We start from the raw sequence: 16,857 nt of genomic DNA, 5'->3' as shown, positions 1-16,857 counted from the left end.
CTGATTTAGCAGGCCAGTGGGGAAGGGCGGGACAGTTGGTCGTTCGCCCAGCGCTGTACGCCTTCCCAGATATCATCGGCGTGGTGCACGGTCAGGTCAGCCTGCCACGTGCTCAGGCTATCGTCTTGTGCACAATAGCCGTAGGCGGCAATCATGGTGGCCATACCGGCTGCCTGGCCTGCCTGAATATCACGCAGGTCGTCACCGACGTACAGGCAATCCTTAGGATCAAAACCTGTTTGCTGGGCCGCATGCAGCAGGGGCGCCGGGTGAGGCTTGGTATGAGGCGTCGTATCGCCGCCCACCGTGACGGCACAGCCCGCTTCCAGACCCAGGTGACGAATCAGTGGCAGAGCCAGATATTCCAACTTGTTAGTCACAATGCCCCAGGTATAGCCTGCTTGTTCCAGTTGTTTGAGCATGGGAGCCACGCCTTCAAACAAATGGGTCAACTCGGTCATGTGATCGTTGTAGTCCTGCAGGAAATGCGTGCGCAGTTGTGCGTATTCGGGGTGGTCGGTGCTGATATCCAAGGCCACCTTGATCAGGCCCCGAGCACCATGAGAGGCGTAAGGACGCAAGGCTTCGTAGGGCAGATCGGGCAGGCCACGGGCCTGACGCATGCGATTGGCGGTAGCGGCCAGATCCGGGGCGGAGTCGGCCAGAGTGCCGTCAAAATCGAATAGAACCAGTTTATTCATGAGGGCTTAGCTTTGGCGGCGGCTGGCCAGCAGGTAGTTGACGGAGGTGTCGCCGGACAGGCGATAGTGCTCGGTAATCGGGTTGTATTCCAGGCCTTTCAAAGCCAGTGCATCCAGACCACTGCGACGGGCTGAGGAAATCAGCTCGCTGGGTTTGATGAAGCCTTCATAGCTGTGTGTGCCCTTGGGGATCAGGCGCAAGAGATACTCGGCACCGACAATGGCAAACAAGAAAGATTTGGGATTGCGGTTCAGGGTCGAGAAAAAGACCCAGCCACCGGGTTTAACCAGTTTGGAGCAGGCTTGAATGATGGAGCCCGGGTCCGGGACGTGTTCCAGCATTTCCATGCAAGTGACCACATCAAAACGGCCAGGATGCTGATCGGCCATGTCTTCGGCGCTGACCATCTCGTATTTGACCGGCACGCCCGACTCCAGGCTGTGCAAACGGGCAATCTTCAAGGAGCGCTCAGCCAGATCAATGCCAGTGACTTCAGCACCCGCTTGAGCCAGGCTTTCCGACAAAATCCCGCCACCACAACCTACGTCCAGTACCTGCTTGCCCGCCAGGGAGCCGGTGTAGGACAGAATCCAGTCCAGACGCAAAGGGTTGATAGCGTGCAGCGGTTTGAATTCGCTGTCTGGGTCCCACCAGCGGGAAGCCAGTGCGCTGAATTTATCGATCTCTGCGGGATCGACATTGACGTTAGTGGCGGTGGAAGCAGTCATGGCTCATCCAAAAAAATTAAGGCCCCGCAAAAGCGGAGCCTTAATTGTAGCCTTAGCTACAGAAATACGTGATGCGGCAAGAATTACTTGCGGTTGCCCACGATTTCGATTTCTACGCGACGGTTCTGGGCACGGCCTTCACGGGTCTTGTTGGACGCCACTGGCTGAGCTTCGCCCTTGCCTTCGGTGTAGATACGGTCAGCGGATACGCCCTTGTTGACCAAGTATGCTTTAACAGCATTGGCGCGACGCTCGGACAGCTTCTGGTTGTAAGCTTCAGCGCCGATCGAGTCAGTGTGACCGGTAGCGATCAGAGTTTCCAGATCGATAGACTGAACAGTGTCAGCTACTTGATCCAGAACCTGGCGGCCTTCTGGCTTGATGGTGGCTTTGTCGAAGTCGAAGAAAGTGTCAGCGTTCAAAGTCACTTTAGTGACAGTAGGAGCGACGACAGGAGCTTCGGGGGCTTGAGCAACGGGCACGCCGTCACAACCTGGAATACCTGTAGCAGGTGTCCAGAAGTTGTTACGCCAGCACAGTTCGTTGGTGCCGTTTTTCCAAACGTCGCCAAACGGATTGCGCCAGTTGTTAACTTCGCCGGACTCTTGTGCGGAAACTGCACTGGTGGCCGATGCGGCGGCAATGGCGAGTACAAGTGCGATTTTGGAGGGTTTGTTCATATTTCTCCTCGTTGAGCTGATGCTGTTAAGTGACCGCAGCGAACCCCTGCCGCTGATTAACGGAACCAGTATAGCAATCCCTTGAACGGATTAAAGACTGCTTGCGCTGGGTTTCATGCGTGTTAGGTCGAATCTTAAGACATTTCGGCCACATGCGTGAGGGGGACGGGGAACGATTCGTGAAGATGCGTGGAATTAGCCTTGTTCTTTCCTTTTATTGTTGGTTTTAGGCAACAGGCTGAGGGTGGGGCAGCTTACTGGATCGATGATCGATACGATTAGTGGACGACAGATTTTTGGTGAATCTGCTGTTTCACTTGCACATCGTCCGCCTTGTCGTTGCCCGACGCTGCGTCCCTCTATGTGAAAGTGCTAGAATTTCCTCTTGTCCGTTTACGGCTGGCTTACTGCTTAACCCATATCTATAAAGAATTGACCTATGGATTCCTTTGCCAAGGAGACGCTTCCCGTTTCGCTTGAAGAGGAGATGCGCCGCAGCTACCTCGATTACGCCATGAGCGTGATTGTGGGCCGTGCTCTTCCCGACGTGCGAGATGGTTTGAAGCCCGTGCATCGCCGTGTCTTGTTCGCCATGCATGAACTCAATAACGACTGGAATCGTGCCTATAAGAAGTCGGCTCGTATCGTCGGTGATGTGATCGGTAAGTACCACCCTCATGGTGACTCTGCCGTCTACGACACCATCGTGCGTCTGGCGCAGGACTTTTCCATGCGCTACACCCTGGTCGACGGACAAGGTAACTTTGGTTCCATCGACGGGGATAACGCCGCTGCCATGCGTTACACCGAAATCCGTCTGGCCAAGATCGCCCACGAGTTGCTGGCCGATATCGACCAGGAAACCGTGGATTTCGTGCCTAACTATGATGGCAGCGAAAAAGAACCGGCCCTGTTGCCCTCGCGCCTGCCCAATCTGCTGGTCAACGGCAGCTCGGGTATTGCTGTGGGTATGGCGACCAATATTCCGCCGCATAACCTGGCTGAAGTGGTCAACGGCTGTCTGTACTGCCTGAGCCACCCCGAGTGCACGGTTGATGAACTGATTGAATACATCCCGGCCCCTGACTTTCCGACCGGCGCCATTATTTATGGCATGTCCGGTGTGCGCGAAGGCTACCGTACGGGTCGTGGTCGCGTTATCATGCGCGCCAGCACGCACTTTGAGGACATGGAAAAGGGCAATCGTCAGGCCATCGTGGTCGACGCCATTCCTTACCAGGTCAACAAGAAGTCGCTGCAAGAGCGTATTGCCGAGCTGGTCAACGAAAAGCGCATTGAGGGTATCTCCGATATCCGCGACGAGTCCGACAAGGACGGCATGCGTTTGGTCATTGAACTGAAGCGCGGCGAAGTGCCTGAAGTTGTTCTGAACAACCTCTACAAGAACACGCAACTGCAAGAAACCTTCGGGATGAACATGGTGGCACTGGTCGATGGCCAGCCCCGTTTGCTCAACCTGAAACAGTTGGTGGATTACTTCCTGAGCCACCGCCGCGAAGTGGTGACACGCCGTACCGTATTCCAACTGCGTAAAGCGCGCGAGCGTGGTCATGTGCTGGAAGGTCTGGCTGTAGCCCTGGCCAATATTGATGAGTTCATCGAAATCATCAAAGCCGCTCCTACTCCACCGGTTGCCCGCGTCGAGCTGATGGCTCGTTCCTGGGATTCCGGTCTGGTGCGCGAGATGTTGGCTCGTGCTGACACCAGCGCCATTGTGGGTGGGCGCGACGCGTACCGTCCTGATGATCTGGGCGCCGAGTTCGGCATGAGCTCGGAAGGTCTGTACCGTTTGAGCGAAGTGCAGGCTCAGGAAATCCTGAACATGCGCTTGCAGCGCTTGACTGGCCTGGAGCAGGACAAGATTGTTCAGGAGTACCGCGAGGTCATGGACAAGATTGCTGACTTGCTGGATATTCTGTCCAGTCCGTCGCGTGTATCCGCCATTATTGGTGATGAACTGATCGCTGTGCGCGACGAATTCTCGGCCACAGGCAAGGATCTGCGTCGCTCGCAAATCGAGCACAACGCCACCGAGCTGGATACTGAAGACTTGATCACCCCCATGGATATGGTGGTGACGCTCTCGCATACCGGCTACATCAAGAGCCAGCCGCTGTCCGAGTACCGTGCACAGCGTCGTGGTGGCCGTGGCAAACAAGCCACCGCCATGAAAGAGGACGACTGGATCGACAAGCTGTTCATTGCCAACACGCACGATTACCTGCTGTGCTTCTCGAACCGTGGCCGTGTGTACTGGCTCAAGGTCTGGGAAGTGCCACAAGGCTCGCGCAACTCGCGTGGCCGTCCTATCGTCAATATGTTCCCTCTGGAAGATGGCGAGAAGATCAACGTGGTGCTGTCCGTCAAGGAATTCAGCGAAGATCAGTTCGTGTTCATGGCGACCTCGCGCGGTACGGTTAAAAAGACCCCGCTGTCCGACTTCTCCAACCCCCGCAAGGCCGGCATTATCGCCGTGGGCCTGGACGAGGGCGACTACCTGATCGGTGCTCAGCTAACCGATGGTGTGCACGACGTCATGTTGTTCTCGGATGCGGGCAAGGCCGTGCGCTTTGACGAAGGTGATGTACGTCCAATGGGCCGTGCAGCCCGTGGTGTGCGTGGCATGACGCTGGAAGACGGTCAGTCCGTGATCGCCTTGCTGGTGGCTGAAGACGAAACCCAATCCGTGCTGACTGCGACCGAGAACGGTTTCGGCAAGCGCACCCCGATTGGCGAATACACGCGTCACGGTCGCGGTACCAAGGGCATGATTGCCATCCAGACCTCTGCCCGTAACGGCAAGGTGGTGGGGGCTGTGCTGGTCCGTGAAACCGACGAAATCATGCTGATTACCAATGCCGGTGTGCTGGTCCGTACTCGCGTGGCTGAAATCCGCGAGATGGGCCGTGCAACGCAAGGCGTTACCTTGATCAGCGTGGATGACGACAGCGAACTCTCTGGTGTGTACCGCGTGGTAGAGACCGACGACGAGGTCGATGCCGAGCTGGCCGAAGACGGTCAAGCGCCAGAAAGTCTTGAGCAGGACAATCAAACTGATTCCGCCCAAGACCAGGCGGACCCTTCCGGCGAGGAAAACGAGTAATGCGTGTATGGAATTTTTCGGCAGGCCCGTCGATGCTGCCGTTGGAAGTGCTGGAACAAGCCGCTGCTGAAATGACCAATTGGCACGGCACTGGCATGTCCATCATGGAAATGAGCCACCGTAGCAAAGACTATATGGGTGTGCGTGATGAGGCGGAAGCCGATTTGCGCAGCCTGCTGTCTGTGCCGGACGACTTTGCCGTGCTGTTTGTTCAGGGTGGGGCACAGGGCCAGAACGGCCTGCTGCCTTTGAACCTGATTCAGCGCAATGGCAGCGGCAAGGCCGACTACGTGCTTTCGGGCAGTTGGTCGGTCAAGTCCTGCGAAGAGGCTCAGCGCTACGGCGACATTCACGTCGCCGGTACCAGTGGTCAGGCTTGGCAGGATCAGGGCAAAGAGTGGGCGCCCTGGACCTGGTTTCCCGAGCCCTCCCAATGGGATGTGCGCCCGGATGCGGCTTACCTGCATGTCTGCACCAATGAAACGATTGGCGGCGTAGAGTTCAACGATATTCCCAAGCTGGATGTTCCGGTGGTTGCGGACGTATCCTCCAACATCCTGTCCTGCCCGATTGATTTCTCGCGTGTGTCCGTGGCTTACGCTGGGGCGCAGAAGAACGCAGGCATGTCCGGTATCGCCTTGATGATGATCCGCAAGGACTTGCTGGGGCACGCTATGGACTTGTGCCCGTCGGCGTTCAACTACGCCAACATTGAAAAGCAGCAGTCCATGTTCAACACGCCGCCGACCTACTCGATCTACATGGCTGGCCTGATGTTCAAGTGGCTGGAGCGTCAAGGTGGTGTGGCGGCAATGCAGGCGCGTGACGCGGCCAAGGCGCAGGCCTTGTACGGCTATCTGGATTCCTCGGAGTTCTACACCAATACCGTGCACCCGGCCTACCGCTCGCGCATGAACGTACCGTTCCTCTTGCGTGACCAGTCCCTGGATGCCTTGTTCCTGGAACAGGCCACGGCAGCAGGTTTGACCTCCCTGAAAGGACACAAGAGCGTGGGCGGTATGCGCGCTTCGATCTATAACGCCATGCCGCTGGAGGGTGTGCAGGCACTTATCGATTTCATGACTGATTTTGAACGACGGAATGGCTAATACCTTAACTGAGCGCCTGCTCCCTTGGCGCAATCGTATTGATGAGCTGGATCGCCAGATCCTGGAGCTGCTCAACGAGCGTGCTCGTGCGGCTTTGGAAGTAGGCAAGATCAAGCAGGACTTCAATACCGAGGAAGTCATCCTCAAGCCCGAGCGCGAGGCACGTATTGTGCGTCGTTTGCAGTCTGAAAATGATGGCCCGTTTACTCCGGCAGCGGTGGAAGCCGTCTGGGGGCAGATTATTTCTGCCTGCCGCGGTTTGGAAAGTGTGTTGCGCGTGGCTTACCTGGGCCCACAAGGCTCTTTCTCCGAGCAGGCCGCGTACGAGCATTTCGGCCATGCTCTGGATGGCCTGCAATGCGATTCCTTTGACGAGGTTTTTCGCAGCGTTGAAGTGGGTCAGGCTGAGGTCGGCATGGTGCCGGTCGAAAACTCGACTGAAGGTGCTGTGAACCGCACGCTGGATTTGCTGCTGAACTCGCCCTTGCGCGTTTTGGGTGAGCGATCCATCCGCGTACACCACAATCTGCTGACCCAGTCCGGCACGATGGAAGGCATCACCCGTGTGATGGCCCATCCTCAAGCTTTGGCGCAGTGTCAGAACTGGCTGCAAAAGCATTACCCTCAGCTTTCGCGTGAAGCGGCTTCCAGCAATGCGGAAGCGGCTCGCCTGGCGGCCTCTGATCCTAGCGTGGCGGCGATTGCTGGCAATACCGCCATCACTGCCTGGAATCTGGGCGTGGTGGAAGCCGGTATTCAGGACGATCCGCATAACCGCACCCGTTTCCTGGCCATCGGCAATGTCGAGTCCCTGCCTAGCGGCAATGACAAAACCAGCATTATTCTGGCCGTGCCCAACCGGGCCGGTGCAGTCTATGACATGCTGTCTCCCCTGGCGGTGCATGGTGTGTCCATGACTCGTCTGGAATCCCGTCCAGCCCGTACCGGGCAGTGGGAATATTATTTCTACGTTGACCTGATCGGTCATCGTGACGAGCCTGCCATGGCAGCCGCCTTGAGCGAGTTGAAGAAACAAGTCGCCTTTTTCAAGATTCTGGGTTCTTACCCCGTAAACGACTTTTAAGCATCAGAAACAAGAAAGGCCTGAGTGGGGAAGGTTTCGCTTTTCCCCCTCAAGGCCTTTTGCCTGAGTTCACGCGACAGCAAGGCAAAGTCTGCATCAATATCCCGGTTTTGCTAGCGATATTTCACGCAATACGCCAAGCATGGACGGCCTGAGAGGGAACGGAATTAATCATGATAGCGTCATCAGAAACTATGGCGCCGCCGCCTTTGGTTCCGGTGCTGGCGGTCGTCGGAGTCGGTTTGATTGGCGGCTCTTTGGCTTTGGCGCTCAAGCGCTTTGGGGCTGTAGGGAAAGTGCTGGGTGTAGGTCGCCAGCTAAGAAGCCTGCGACGCGCCCAGGAGCTGGGCCTGATCGACGAGGTCGCCACGCTTGAACAAGCTGCCCAACAAGCAGACCTGATTGTGCTGGCTACGCCTATTGGCGCAATGGCTTCGGCACTGAAAACTTTACGTCCCCATCTGCGCGACGACACTCTGATCAGCGATGCCGGCAGCACTAAAGTGGATGTGGTCAGTGTGGCGCGTGACGCGCTGGGTGATCGTATCGGCCAGTTTGTTCCCGGCCACCCCATTGCGGGTGCGGAAACAGTAGGGCCAGAAGCGGCGCGTGCCGATCTCTATGATGGCCGCAATGTCATTTTGACTCCCCTGGAAGAAAACAGCGCGAGTGCGCGCGAACGCTTGATTGCCGTGTGGGAAGCCTGCGGGGCGCGGGTCATGTTGATGGACCCGGCGACCCACGATGAAGTGCTGGCCTCGGTCAGCCATGTGCCGCATTTTCTATCCTCGGTCTTTATGTGGCAGGTGGCCTCCAGTGCGAACTCGGATCAACGCTTCGCCTTGGCGGGGACGGGCTTTCGGGATTTCACCCGTATTGCTGCCGGTTCGCCGGAGGTGTGGCGTGATATTTTCCTGAGCAATCGCGAGGCTGTTTTGGGGCAGTTGCAGGAAGTACGTCAGGCTTTGGATCAGGCAGAGCAGGCTTTGCAGGATCAGGACGGCCAGGCTTTATACGAATTCTTGGAGCGCGCTGCTTTGGCGCGCCGTTTTTGGGCAAGTAGGAGTGGTTTGCAATGAGCCAGAGCGACAGTCTTGTTTTGAATCCCGTCAGTCGTGCCAGCGGACAACTGTCCTTGCCAGGGTCCAAAAGTATTTCCAATCGAGCCCTGTTGTTAGCCGCCTTGGCCCAAGGGCAAACGCGTCTGGAAGGCTTGCTGCACTCTGATGACACGCGTGTCATGATGGCTGCTTTGCAGCAAATGGGCGTGGCGGTACAGGATCTGGGGCAGGGTACGGTCGTGATTGACGGCGGTGCCCCCTTTGCACATCGCGATGCGGATCTGTTCCTGGGTAATGCGGGTACGGCCTTTCGTTCTCTGACTGCCGCCTTGGCTCTGATGGGTGGCCGCTTCAATCTGAGTGGCATTGCCCGTATGCACGAGCGTCCTATCGGTGATCTGGTAGATGCCTTGCGCAGTCTGGGTGCCGATGTCCAGTATCTGGGTGCGGAAGGCTATCCGCCCTTGGCGATTGGTGAGTTGGCTCAGGCAGATCAAGGTCGGGTTTCGGTAAAAGGCTCGGTGTCCAGTCAGTTCCTGACGGCCTTGTTAATGGCCGCCCCCTTGTTGACCGCCCGTACCGGACAGCCCTTGCGCATCGAGGTGGAAGGGGAGCTGATCTCCCAACCCTATATTGAAATCACCCTGGCCATGATGGCGCGCTTTGGCTTGCAGGTGGATCGGGATGGGTGGAGCAGTTTTACCGTAGCGGCTGATGCCGCCTATGTCAGCCCCGGTTTGTATGTGGTGGAAGGCGATGCTTCCTCTGCCTCTTACTTCATTGCGCTGGGAGCGATTGGCGGTGGCCCACTGCGTATTCAGGGCGTGGGTACAGAAAGCCTGCAAGGCGATATCCAGTTTGCCGATGTGGCCGAGGCCATGGGGGCTCGTATCGAGCGCCATGCCAATGAGCTGATCGTCTCGGGCCTGTGTGTGGCGCAGGGCGACAAGCTGAAAGCCTTTGATCTGGACTTCAATCACATCCCTGATGCCGCCATGACTGCCGCTGCCATGGCCATGTTCGCCGATGGTCCTTGCACCTTGCGTAATATCGCGAGCTGGCGGGTCAAGGAAACGGATCGTATTGATGCCATGCAGGCCGAGTTGCGCAAGCTGGGTGCGACCGTGGAGTCTGGCCCGGACTGGCTGACAGTCCATCCTATTGTGGCTGATCAATGGCGTTCGGCCAGCATCGAGACCTATGATGACCACCGCATTGCCATGTGCTTTTCATTAGCCAGTTTTGGCCCGGTGCCGATCACTATTCTGGACCCCGCCTGCGTCAGCAAAACCTTCCCCGAGTATTTTTCTGTTTTTGAACAATTGGTGCAGGCATGACCGAACAAACCATTCCCGTCATTACCATTGATGGTCCGACCGCTTCCGGTAAAGGCACCATTGCCTCGCTGGTGGCGCAGAAACTGGGTTGGCATACGCTCGATAGCGGGGCCTTGTATCGCCTGACAGCCTTGTCCTGCTTGCGTCGTGGCGTCGATGTGCAGGACGAGGCTCAGGTCCAGCACGCTGCCCAGAACCTGAATGTGCGTTTTGACTACCCCCATATCTACATGGATGGCGATGATGTCAGCGATGCCATCCGCCAGGAAGAGGTGGGCAATCTGGCTTCGCAAGTAGCCGCCTTGCCGCTGGTGCGTGAGGCACTTTTGCAACGGCAGCGGGATTTTCGCGTTGCACCCGGTTTGGTGGGCGATGGGCGCGATATGGGCACAGTTGTGTTCCCGGACGCGCCTTTAAAGATATTTTTGCTGGCAGATGCCGAAGTGCGAGCCCAAAGACGCTGTAAACAGTTGAGCGAAAAGGGTATTTCTGCTAATCTTACGAGTCTTTTGGCGGACTTGCGTGCGCGCGACGAACGTGATCGTTCTCGAACCCATGCCCCGCTCGTGCCTGCGCAGGGTGCCCACATTGTGGATTCTTCCCAGCTCAGCATCCAGGAAGTTGTAAATAAGGTGCTCGACCTTTGGTCGGGTATTGCGGTCCCGACAGCCTAATCCCGTGCTGATCGGGCTTTGTTCACTCCACCGGGTTCTGCCTGGTGTGTTTTTTATGGCCATTTTGGCTAACGGATTGATTTAATGTCCACTAACCTTCACACAGACGCAACGGGCGGCGAAAGTTTTGCCGATTTGTTTGCAGAAAGCATTAAAAACCAAGACCTGAAAAGCGGCGAAGTTATCTCCGCCGAGGTTCTGCGTATTGACCACAACTACGTGCTGGTCAATGCTGGCCTGAAGTCCGAAGCACTGATCCCTCTGGAAGAGTTCCTGAACGATCAGGGCGAACTGGAAGTTCAAGCTGGTGACTTTGTTTCCGTGGCAATCGATGCCTTTGAAAACGGCTACGGCGACACCATCCTGTCCCGCGACCGCGCCAAGCGTCTGTCGGCCTGGTTGTCCCTCGAGCAAGCGCTTGAGTCCGGCGAGCTGGTCAACGGTACCATCACCGGTAAGGTCAAGGGCGGTCTGACTGTCATGACCAACGGCATCCGTGCCTTCTTGCCTGGTTCGCTGGTTGACCTGCGTCCTGTCAAGGACACCACGCCATACGAAGGCAAGACCCTGGAATTCAAGGTTATCAAGCTCGATCGCAAGCGTAACAACGTCGTGTTGTCGCGTCGCGCTGTGCTGGAAGCCTCCATGGGCGAAGAGCGTCAGAAACTGCTGGAAACCCTGTCCGAAGGCGCTATCGTCAAAGGTATCGTCAAGAACATCACCGATTACGGTGCGTTCGTGGATCTGGGCGGCATCGACGGTCTGCTGCACATCACCGACATGGCCTGGCGCCGTGTTCGTCACCCATCCGAAGTTCTGCAGGTGGGTCAGGAAATCGAAGCCAAGGTTCTCAAGTTCGATCAAGAAAAGAGCCGTGTCTCCCTGGGCGTCAAACAGTTGGGCGAAGATCCATGGATCGGCCTGGCACGTCGCTACCCACAAAACACCCGTTTGTTCGGCAAGGTTACCAACCTGACCGACTACGGTGCATTTGTTGAAGTGGAAGACGGTATCGAAGGTCTGGTTCACGTATCCGAAATGGATTGGACCAACAAGAACGTCGACCCACGCAAGGTTGTGACCTTGGGTGAAGAAGTCGAAGTCATGGTTCTGGAAATCGACGAAGATCGTCGTCGTATCTCCTTGGGCATGAAGCAGTGCCGTGCCAACCCATGGGAAGATTTCGCCATCAACTTCAAGCGCGGCGACAAGGTTCGCGGTGGCATCAAGTCCATCACCGACTTCGGCGTGTTTGTTGGTCTGCCTGGCGGCATCGACGGTCTGGTTCACCTGTCCGACCTGTCCTGGTCCGAGACTGGCGAAGAAGCCGTTCGCAACTTCAAGAAGGGCGACGAAGTTGACGCCGTGGTTCTGGGTATCGACACCGACAAAGAGCGCATTTCCCTGGGCATCAAGCAACTGGAAGGCGATCCGTTCAACAACTTCGTAGCCACCTACGACAAGGGTGCTGTGGTAAACGGCGTCGTCAAGTCGGTTGAGCCTAAGGGTGCTGTTGTAACGCTGTCGCTGGACGTTGAAGGCTACCTGCGTGCTTCCGAGATCTCCTCGGGCCGTGTGGAAGACGCTACGACCGCACTGAAAGAAGGTCAGGAAATCGACACCATGATCTTGAGCGTGGATCGCAAGACCCGTTCGATTCAGTTGTCCATCAAGGCACGTGATACCGCCGAAACCGCTCAATCCATGGCCCGTCTGACCGAAGCTAGCGCTTCGTCCGGTACGACCAACCTGGGTGCTCTGCTGCGTGCCAAGCTGGACCAGCAGCAACGTGACGACGGTTAATCAGCGTGACAAAGTCTGAGCTGATCGCGCTGTTGGCCAGCCGCTATCCGCAGCTGGCTCTGCGCGACATGGATTTCGCCGTGAAAACGGTTTTGGATTCAATGACCCAGGCCTTGGCCAGTGGTCAACGGATCGAAATCCGCGGGTTTGGCAGTTTTTCGCTCTCTACCCGCTCGCCGCGGGTAGGGCGCAATCCCAAGTCGGGTGAGAAAGTGATGGTGCCTGGTAAACAGGTGCCGCACTTCAAAGCCGGTAAAGAATTGCGCGAGCGAGTTGATTCTGTCTTTCTTGAGCAAGAGCAAATCGAAGCAGACGACCAGTCGTCTGCCTTCGAGCAGCTCAATGCAAGAGTCCGTCACGGTTAAGACCTACTTGCACACTGATTACACAGGCCCTTTTTAGGGCCTGTTTTGCGTGTGCGCTAAATTCCGCTTGCACGTACAATCAGACATTATAAAAACACTGTTGGAGCCCTAATAATGCGCTATCTAGTCTGGGTATTGCGTCTGCTCGTTTTTGTGATCGTGCTGCTGTTTGCACTCAAGAACACGGAGCCCGTGCAGGTCAGCTTTTTTGCCGAGCATATTATTCAAGACGTTCCACTGATCGTCGTGATGCTGGCTGCGTTCATTTTAGGCTTGGTGTTGGGACTGCTTCTGATGGTCGGTGCTGTGATGCGTCGTCGTCGCGAGGTCAACCGCTTGCGTCGCGAAATGGACCGTCTGCAAGACAGGCTGGAGCAAATGCAGCAAGCGCCCGTGAATACGGCAGCCGTTGCGCCCGAGACCGTCGCCCCCTTGGCGCCTTTGTAAGCCGTTGGAGTAAACAGTGGATTTTGAAACCTGGTGGTTGGTTTTTGTACCAATTCTATTTGCCTTGGGCTGGGTCGCGGCGCGGGTGGACTTTCGGCAAATGATGTCCGAAACCCGTACTTTGCCGGATTCCTACTTCAAGGGTTTGAACTTCCTGCTTAACGAAGAGCCGGATCGTGCCATTGACGCCTTTGTGGAAGTGGCCAAGCTGGACCCTGAAACCACCGAGCTGCACTTTGCGCTGGGCAGCCTGTTTCGTCGTCGTGGCGAAATGGAGCGTGCCATTCGTGTGCACCAAAGTTTGTTGTCGCGGGCAGACTTGCCCGTTGCTGACCGTGAAAACGCCCAGTTCCAGATCGCCCAGGACTTTTTGAAAGCAGGCATGCTGGATCGGGCGGAGGCCGCTTTTGAGGCAGTGCGCGAAACCCGTTTTGCCATTCCTGCCATGCGCGCCCTGATCCGTATTTACGAGTCCGAGCACGATTGGCCGCGTGCCATTGAAGCGGTGCGCCGCTTGCGCGCCTTGGTCGACGAACCCGTGCCGCAACTGGTGCATTACCAGTGTGAGCAGGCCGAAGGGGCCTTGCAGGGCAAGCAGCCGGATTTTGATCGCGCCGCCAAAGCGCTGGATGAGGCTGATAATGCCATTCGCAAACTGGGGACTGGTCAAGGTATGTACGCATCTCAGGCTCGAGTCGCCGGTTTGCGTGCTCGCGTGGCCCGGATGCAAGGGCAGAGCGAGCAAGAGCGTGCTTACCTGGTCTCCATTTTGAGCAGTGCTCCAGAATATGTGGGCCTGTACGCCACGGAGCTGCTGGACAGCTACCGCAAGCTGGGTCGTGCTGAAGAAGGCGTTGCCATGTTGCGCAGCCATTATCAGCAGCACCCCAGCCTGGATATTTTCAATGTGCTGTTCCGTGTTCTGCGTGAACAGGAAGGCCATTTGCAGGCCTGGGCGTTTGCGCGTGATGCCCTGCGCGCTCATCCTTCCTTGTTGGGTCTGGACAAGATGCTGGAGGTCGAACTTCAGGATCAAGGGCAAAACAAAGAGGGTGTCGAGGGTGTGGATGCCGTCGGCGTAGACCAGATTATTGCAGGGGCCGATCTAAGCCTGCTGCGCTCTTTGATTCATCGACACACCCAGCGTCTGGATCGTTATTCCTGCAGTTCCTGCGGCTTTGAGGCACGCCATTTTTACTGGCAGTGTCCCGGTTGCAACTCCTGGGAAACCTATGCTCCTCGACGTCTTGAGGAGTTGAAATGATGACGTTTCCTGGTGAAGCCGTCGCTGCCAGCCGTGTGCTGGTCGTGGGCGATGTCATGCTGGACCGTTACTGGTTCGGCGATGTGGATCGTATCTCCCCCGAAGCGCCTGTTCCTGTGGTCAAGATGGGTCGAGTGGAGGATCGTTTGGGTGGTGCGGCCAACGTGGCACGCAATATCGCCGCTTTGGGTGCTCAAGCCAGTTTGCTGGGCGTGATTGGGCAGGACGAAGCAGGCAAGACAGTGCAAGATCTGGCGAAAGCCGACCATGTTCAGGCCCACTGGGTGCAAGACCCTCTGATGCCCACTTCCTTGAAGTTGCGGGTACTAGGTCGTCAGCAGCAGTTGTTGCGGGTGGACTTTGAAGAAAGCCCCGCTGACGGCGCTCTGGAGCAGCTACAGCAAAACATGAGCGACTTGCTGGATCAGCATCAGGTGCTGGTTCTGTCTGATTACGCCAAAGGTGCATTGGCGCAGGTTGAAAGCCTGATTGCTTTGGCACGCTCCAAGAATATTCCCGTTTTGGTCGACCCCAAAGGCAAGACCTACGAGCGCTATCAGGGCGCCACTATCCTGACACCGAACCGTTCGGAAATGCAGGAAGCCGTAGGGGCCTGGAAAGATGAAGACGATTTAATGCAGCGTGCCCAGAATTTGCGTCGCAAGCTGAATCTGGAATGCCTGCTGATCACCCGTTCCGAACAAGGCATGACCTTGTTCACCGAACAGGGGCGTGAGCATGTGGATGCTCAGGCACAAGAAGTGTTTGATGTCTCCGGTGCAGGGGACACGGTATTGGCGACGCTGGCGGTAATGCGAGCCGCGGGCCTGGATTGGTTGCAGGCCATGCGCTGGGCAAACCGTGCGGGCGGTATCGTAGTCGGAAAATTGGGTACGTCCATTGTGACGGCAAAGGAATTGGCATGATCGTAGTGACCGGTGGCGCTGGCTTTATTGGCAGCAATTTGGTGAAGGGTCTGAACCAGCAGGGTGTGACCGATATTCTGGTGGTGGACGATCTGAGTGATGGCGACAAGTTCGTCAATCTGGTGCATGGCCAAATTGCTGACTATATGGATAAGGACGATTTCCGTGCCCGTCTGGCTCGGGACGAGTTTTCCAATATTGAAGCGGTTCTGCATCAGGGCGCATGTTCGGATACCACCGAGCGCAATGGTCAGTTCATGATGGACAACAACTACCGCGTGACGCTGGAAATCTTCGAGTATTGCCAGGCCAAACGTATTCCCTTGTTGTACGCCTCGTCGGCCGCTGTTTATGGTGCGGGTCCCCTGTATGCCGAAGATCTGAGTAATGAAGCGCCCTTGAATGTCTACGGTTACTCCAAGTTCCTGTTTGACCAAGTACTACGTCGTCATCTGGATAGCTTGCGTGCGCCGGTGGTGGGCCTGCGTTACTTCAACGTCTATGGTCCACAAGAGCAGCACAAAGGTCGCATGGCGTCGGTGGCGTATCACAATATGCTGCAATACCGCCGTGATGGCCATGTGCTGCTGTTTGGTGGCTGGGATGGTTATGTGGATGGTGGCCAGCAACGTGACTTCGTCTTTATTGATGACGTTGTATCGGTAAACCTGCATTTCCTGGGTCAGGACAATCAGTCCGGTGTATTTAACTGCGGTTCGGGTCGTGCCCAGCCTTTCAATGATGTGGCCCAGACGGTCGTCAATACCTTGCGTGAGCATGACGGCTTGGCCGCTTTGCCATTGGAAGACCTGGTGACGCAGCAGTTCCTGCAATACATCCCGTTCCCGGATGATCTGAAAGGTCGCTATCAAAGCCATACGCAAGCGGATCTGACTCAGTTGCGGGCTGCTGGTTACGACAAACCTTTCCATGATGTACAGACTGGCGTGGCCGAGTATGTACGTCGTCTGCTGCAGTCGGGGGCTTTGCGCTAAGTATTCGGACGATAAAGTCCATGCGGGCTGCCACGCATGGCTAAACGCTGTCTTCCAACAGGCGTTGTGATCCCGCAGGCAGCACCATAAAGGCTTCTTTCCAAGGAGCCTTTATCATGTCTATCTGCTTGAAATTTTCCTTTGACGCCCCTCGTCGCTTGTCCTTGATGCAAGGCTGGCGCGGATCTGTGCTGCGGTTCTTGCTGGCGCTATGTTTGTTTGGGCCGTTCGGCCTGGCGGCTGCGGTGGATCTGAATGCTGCAGATGCTCAGCAACTGCAGCAGATTAAAGGCATAGGCCCTCGTACTGCGGAATTGATTCTGGAAGAGCGTCAGCGTGGTGGTCCTTTTGACTCTCTTCAGGATCTGGCGGATCGCGTCAAAGGCATAGGCGCGAAAAAGATCATTACGATGGAGCAATCCGGCTTGAAAGTGGAGTCAGCCAAGGCCGCCACCAAAGCAGTTTCCAATACGGCCGACGCGGATATAAGAAGAAAGCCGTAGCTCTGGGCGTAGACTCGCTTTAAGCTAGTAGTTTGTTTAGTCTGCATGGGCAGTC

General features: G+C 56.4%; 16 protein-coding genes. 13 read left to right on the top strand and 3 right to left on the bottom strand.

The window, feature by feature from the left end; genetic code table 11:
* Nucleotides 1-5: 5 nt before the first annotated feature.
* From gph to ompA, 3 genes are all read right to left on the bottom strand, one after another.
* Nucleotides 6-701 (bottom strand): phosphoglycolate phosphatase, encoded by a 696-nt coding sequence (gph, locus tag OSH09_RS05975; RefSeq protein ID WP_266120430.1) that lies wholly within the window; start codon nt 699-701, stop codon nt 6-8.
* 6 nt (nt 702-707) lie between these two features.
* Nucleotides 708-1,430, bottom strand: a complete 723-nt coding sequence (ubiG, locus tag OSH09_RS05970; RefSeq protein ID WP_207875216.1) for a bifunctional 2-polyprenyl-6-hydroxyphenol methylase/3-demethylubiquinol 3-O-methyltransferase UbiG — start codon at nt 1,428-1,430, stop codon at nt 708-710.
* 83 nt (nt 1,431-1,513) lie between these two features.
* Nucleotides 1,514-2,110 carry an outer membrane protein OmpA gene (gene ompA, locus OSH09_RS05965; protein ID WP_207875215.1) on the bottom strand — a complete coding sequence of 199 codons (597 nt, stop codon included), beginning with the start codon at nt 2,108-2,110 and terminating at the stop codon, nt 1,514-1,516.
* 439 nt (nt 2,111-2,549) lie between these two features.
* Between ompA and gyrA the strand changes: the two genes are divergently transcribed.
* The 13 genes from gyrA (at nt 2,550) to OSH09_RS05900 (ending at nt 16,802) form a co-directional block, all read left to right on the top strand.
* Nucleotides 2,550-5,234 carry a DNA gyrase subunit A gene (gene gyrA, locus OSH09_RS05960; protein WP_266120429.1) on the top strand — a complete coding sequence of 895 codons (2,685 nt, stop codon included), beginning with the start codon at nt 2,550-2,552 and terminating at the stop codon, nt 5,232-5,234.
* The gene (serC, locus tag OSH09_RS05955) at nt 5,234-6,343 is read left to right on the top strand and encodes a 3-phosphoserine/phosphohydroxythreonine transaminase (RefSeq protein ID WP_207875213.1); all 1,110 of its coding nucleotides are present in this window, start codon (nt 5,234-5,236) and stop codon (nt 6,341-6,343) included. Before gyrA ends, serC begins: the two co-directional genes overlap by 1 nt.
* A complete protein-coding gene (gene pheA / locus OSH09_RS05950) occupies nt 6,336-7,427 on the top strand; it encodes a prephenate dehydratase (protein WP_207875212.1) in 1,092 nt (363 codons plus the stop codon). Before serC ends, pheA begins: the two co-directional genes overlap by 8 nt.
* A 194-nt stretch (nt 7,428-7,621) precedes the next feature.
* Entirely contained in the window at nt 7,622-8,506 is an 885-nt protein-coding gene (locus OSH09_RS05945) for a prephenate dehydrogenase (protein ID WP_266120553.1), read from the top strand.
* Nucleotides 8,503-9,825: a 3-phosphoshikimate 1-carboxyvinyltransferase gene (gene aroA / locus OSH09_RS05940; protein WP_266120428.1), complete on the top strand. Its 1,323-nt coding sequence runs from the start codon at nt 8,503-8,505 to the stop codon at nt 9,823-9,825. Before OSH09_RS05945 ends, aroA begins: the two co-directional genes overlap by 4 nt.
* Nucleotides 9,822-10,499, top strand: a complete 678-nt coding sequence (gene cmk, locus OSH09_RS05935; RefSeq protein ID WP_121739137.1) for a (d)CMP kinase — start codon at nt 9,822-9,824, stop codon at nt 10,497-10,499. Before aroA ends, cmk begins: the two co-directional genes overlap by 4 nt.
* 84 nt (nt 10,500-10,583) lie before the next feature.
* Nucleotides 10,584-12,302, top strand: a complete 1,719-nt coding sequence (gene rpsA / locus OSH09_RS05930; RefSeq protein WP_207875209.1) for a 30S ribosomal protein S1 — start codon at nt 10,584-10,586, stop codon at nt 12,300-12,302.
* A gap of 5 nt (nt 12,303-12,307) precedes the next feature.
* Nucleotides 12,308-12,667, top strand: coding sequence for an integration host factor subunit beta (locus tag OSH09_RS05925; RefSeq protein ID WP_026482971.1), 360 nt, complete (start codon nt 12,308-12,310; stop codon nt 12,665-12,667).
* A 114-nt stretch (nt 12,668-12,781) separates the two neighbouring features.
* Nucleotides 12,782-13,114, top strand: a complete 333-nt coding sequence (locus OSH09_RS05920; RefSeq protein ID WP_207875208.1) for a lipopolysaccharide assembly protein LapA domain-containing protein — start codon at nt 12,782-12,784, stop codon at nt 13,112-13,114.
* A 16-nt stretch (nt 13,115-13,130) separates the two neighbouring features.
* The gene (lapB, locus tag OSH09_RS05915) at nt 13,131-14,378 is read left to right on the top strand and encodes a lipopolysaccharide assembly protein LapB (RefSeq protein WP_207875207.1); all 1,248 of its coding nucleotides are present in this window, start codon (nt 13,131-13,133) and stop codon (nt 14,376-14,378) included.
* Nucleotides 14,375-15,304 (top strand): D-glycero-beta-D-manno-heptose-7-phosphate kinase, encoded by a 930-nt coding sequence (gene rfaE1 / locus OSH09_RS05910; protein ID WP_207875206.1) that lies wholly within the window; start codon nt 14,375-14,377, stop codon nt 15,302-15,304. Before lapB ends, rfaE1 begins: the two co-directional genes overlap by 4 nt.
* The gene (rfaD, locus tag OSH09_RS05905) at nt 15,301-16,299 is read left to right on the top strand and encodes an ADP-glyceromanno-heptose 6-epimerase (protein ID WP_207875205.1); all 999 of its coding nucleotides are present in this window, start codon (nt 15,301-15,303) and stop codon (nt 16,297-16,299) included. The genes rfaE1 and rfaD overlap by 4 nt, the downstream gene beginning before the upstream one ends.
* A gap of 116 nt (nt 16,300-16,415) precedes the next feature.
* A complete protein-coding gene (locus OSH09_RS05900; RefSeq protein ID WP_266120427.1) occupies nt 16,416-16,802 on the top strand; it encodes a ComEA family DNA-binding protein in 387 nt (128 codons plus the stop codon).
* The last annotated feature ends 55 nt before the right edge of the window (nt 16,803-16,857 follow it).

The organism is Alcaligenes parafaecalis (assembly GCF_026344135.1).
In the GTDB taxonomy this organism is placed as follows: Bacteria; Pseudomonadota; Gammaproteobacteria; order Burkholderiales; family Burkholderiaceae_B; genus Alcaligenes; species Alcaligenes parafaecalis.
The sequence above is the reverse complement of the archived record's forward strand: the minus strand, read 5'-3'. Positions and strand labels throughout refer to the sequence as shown.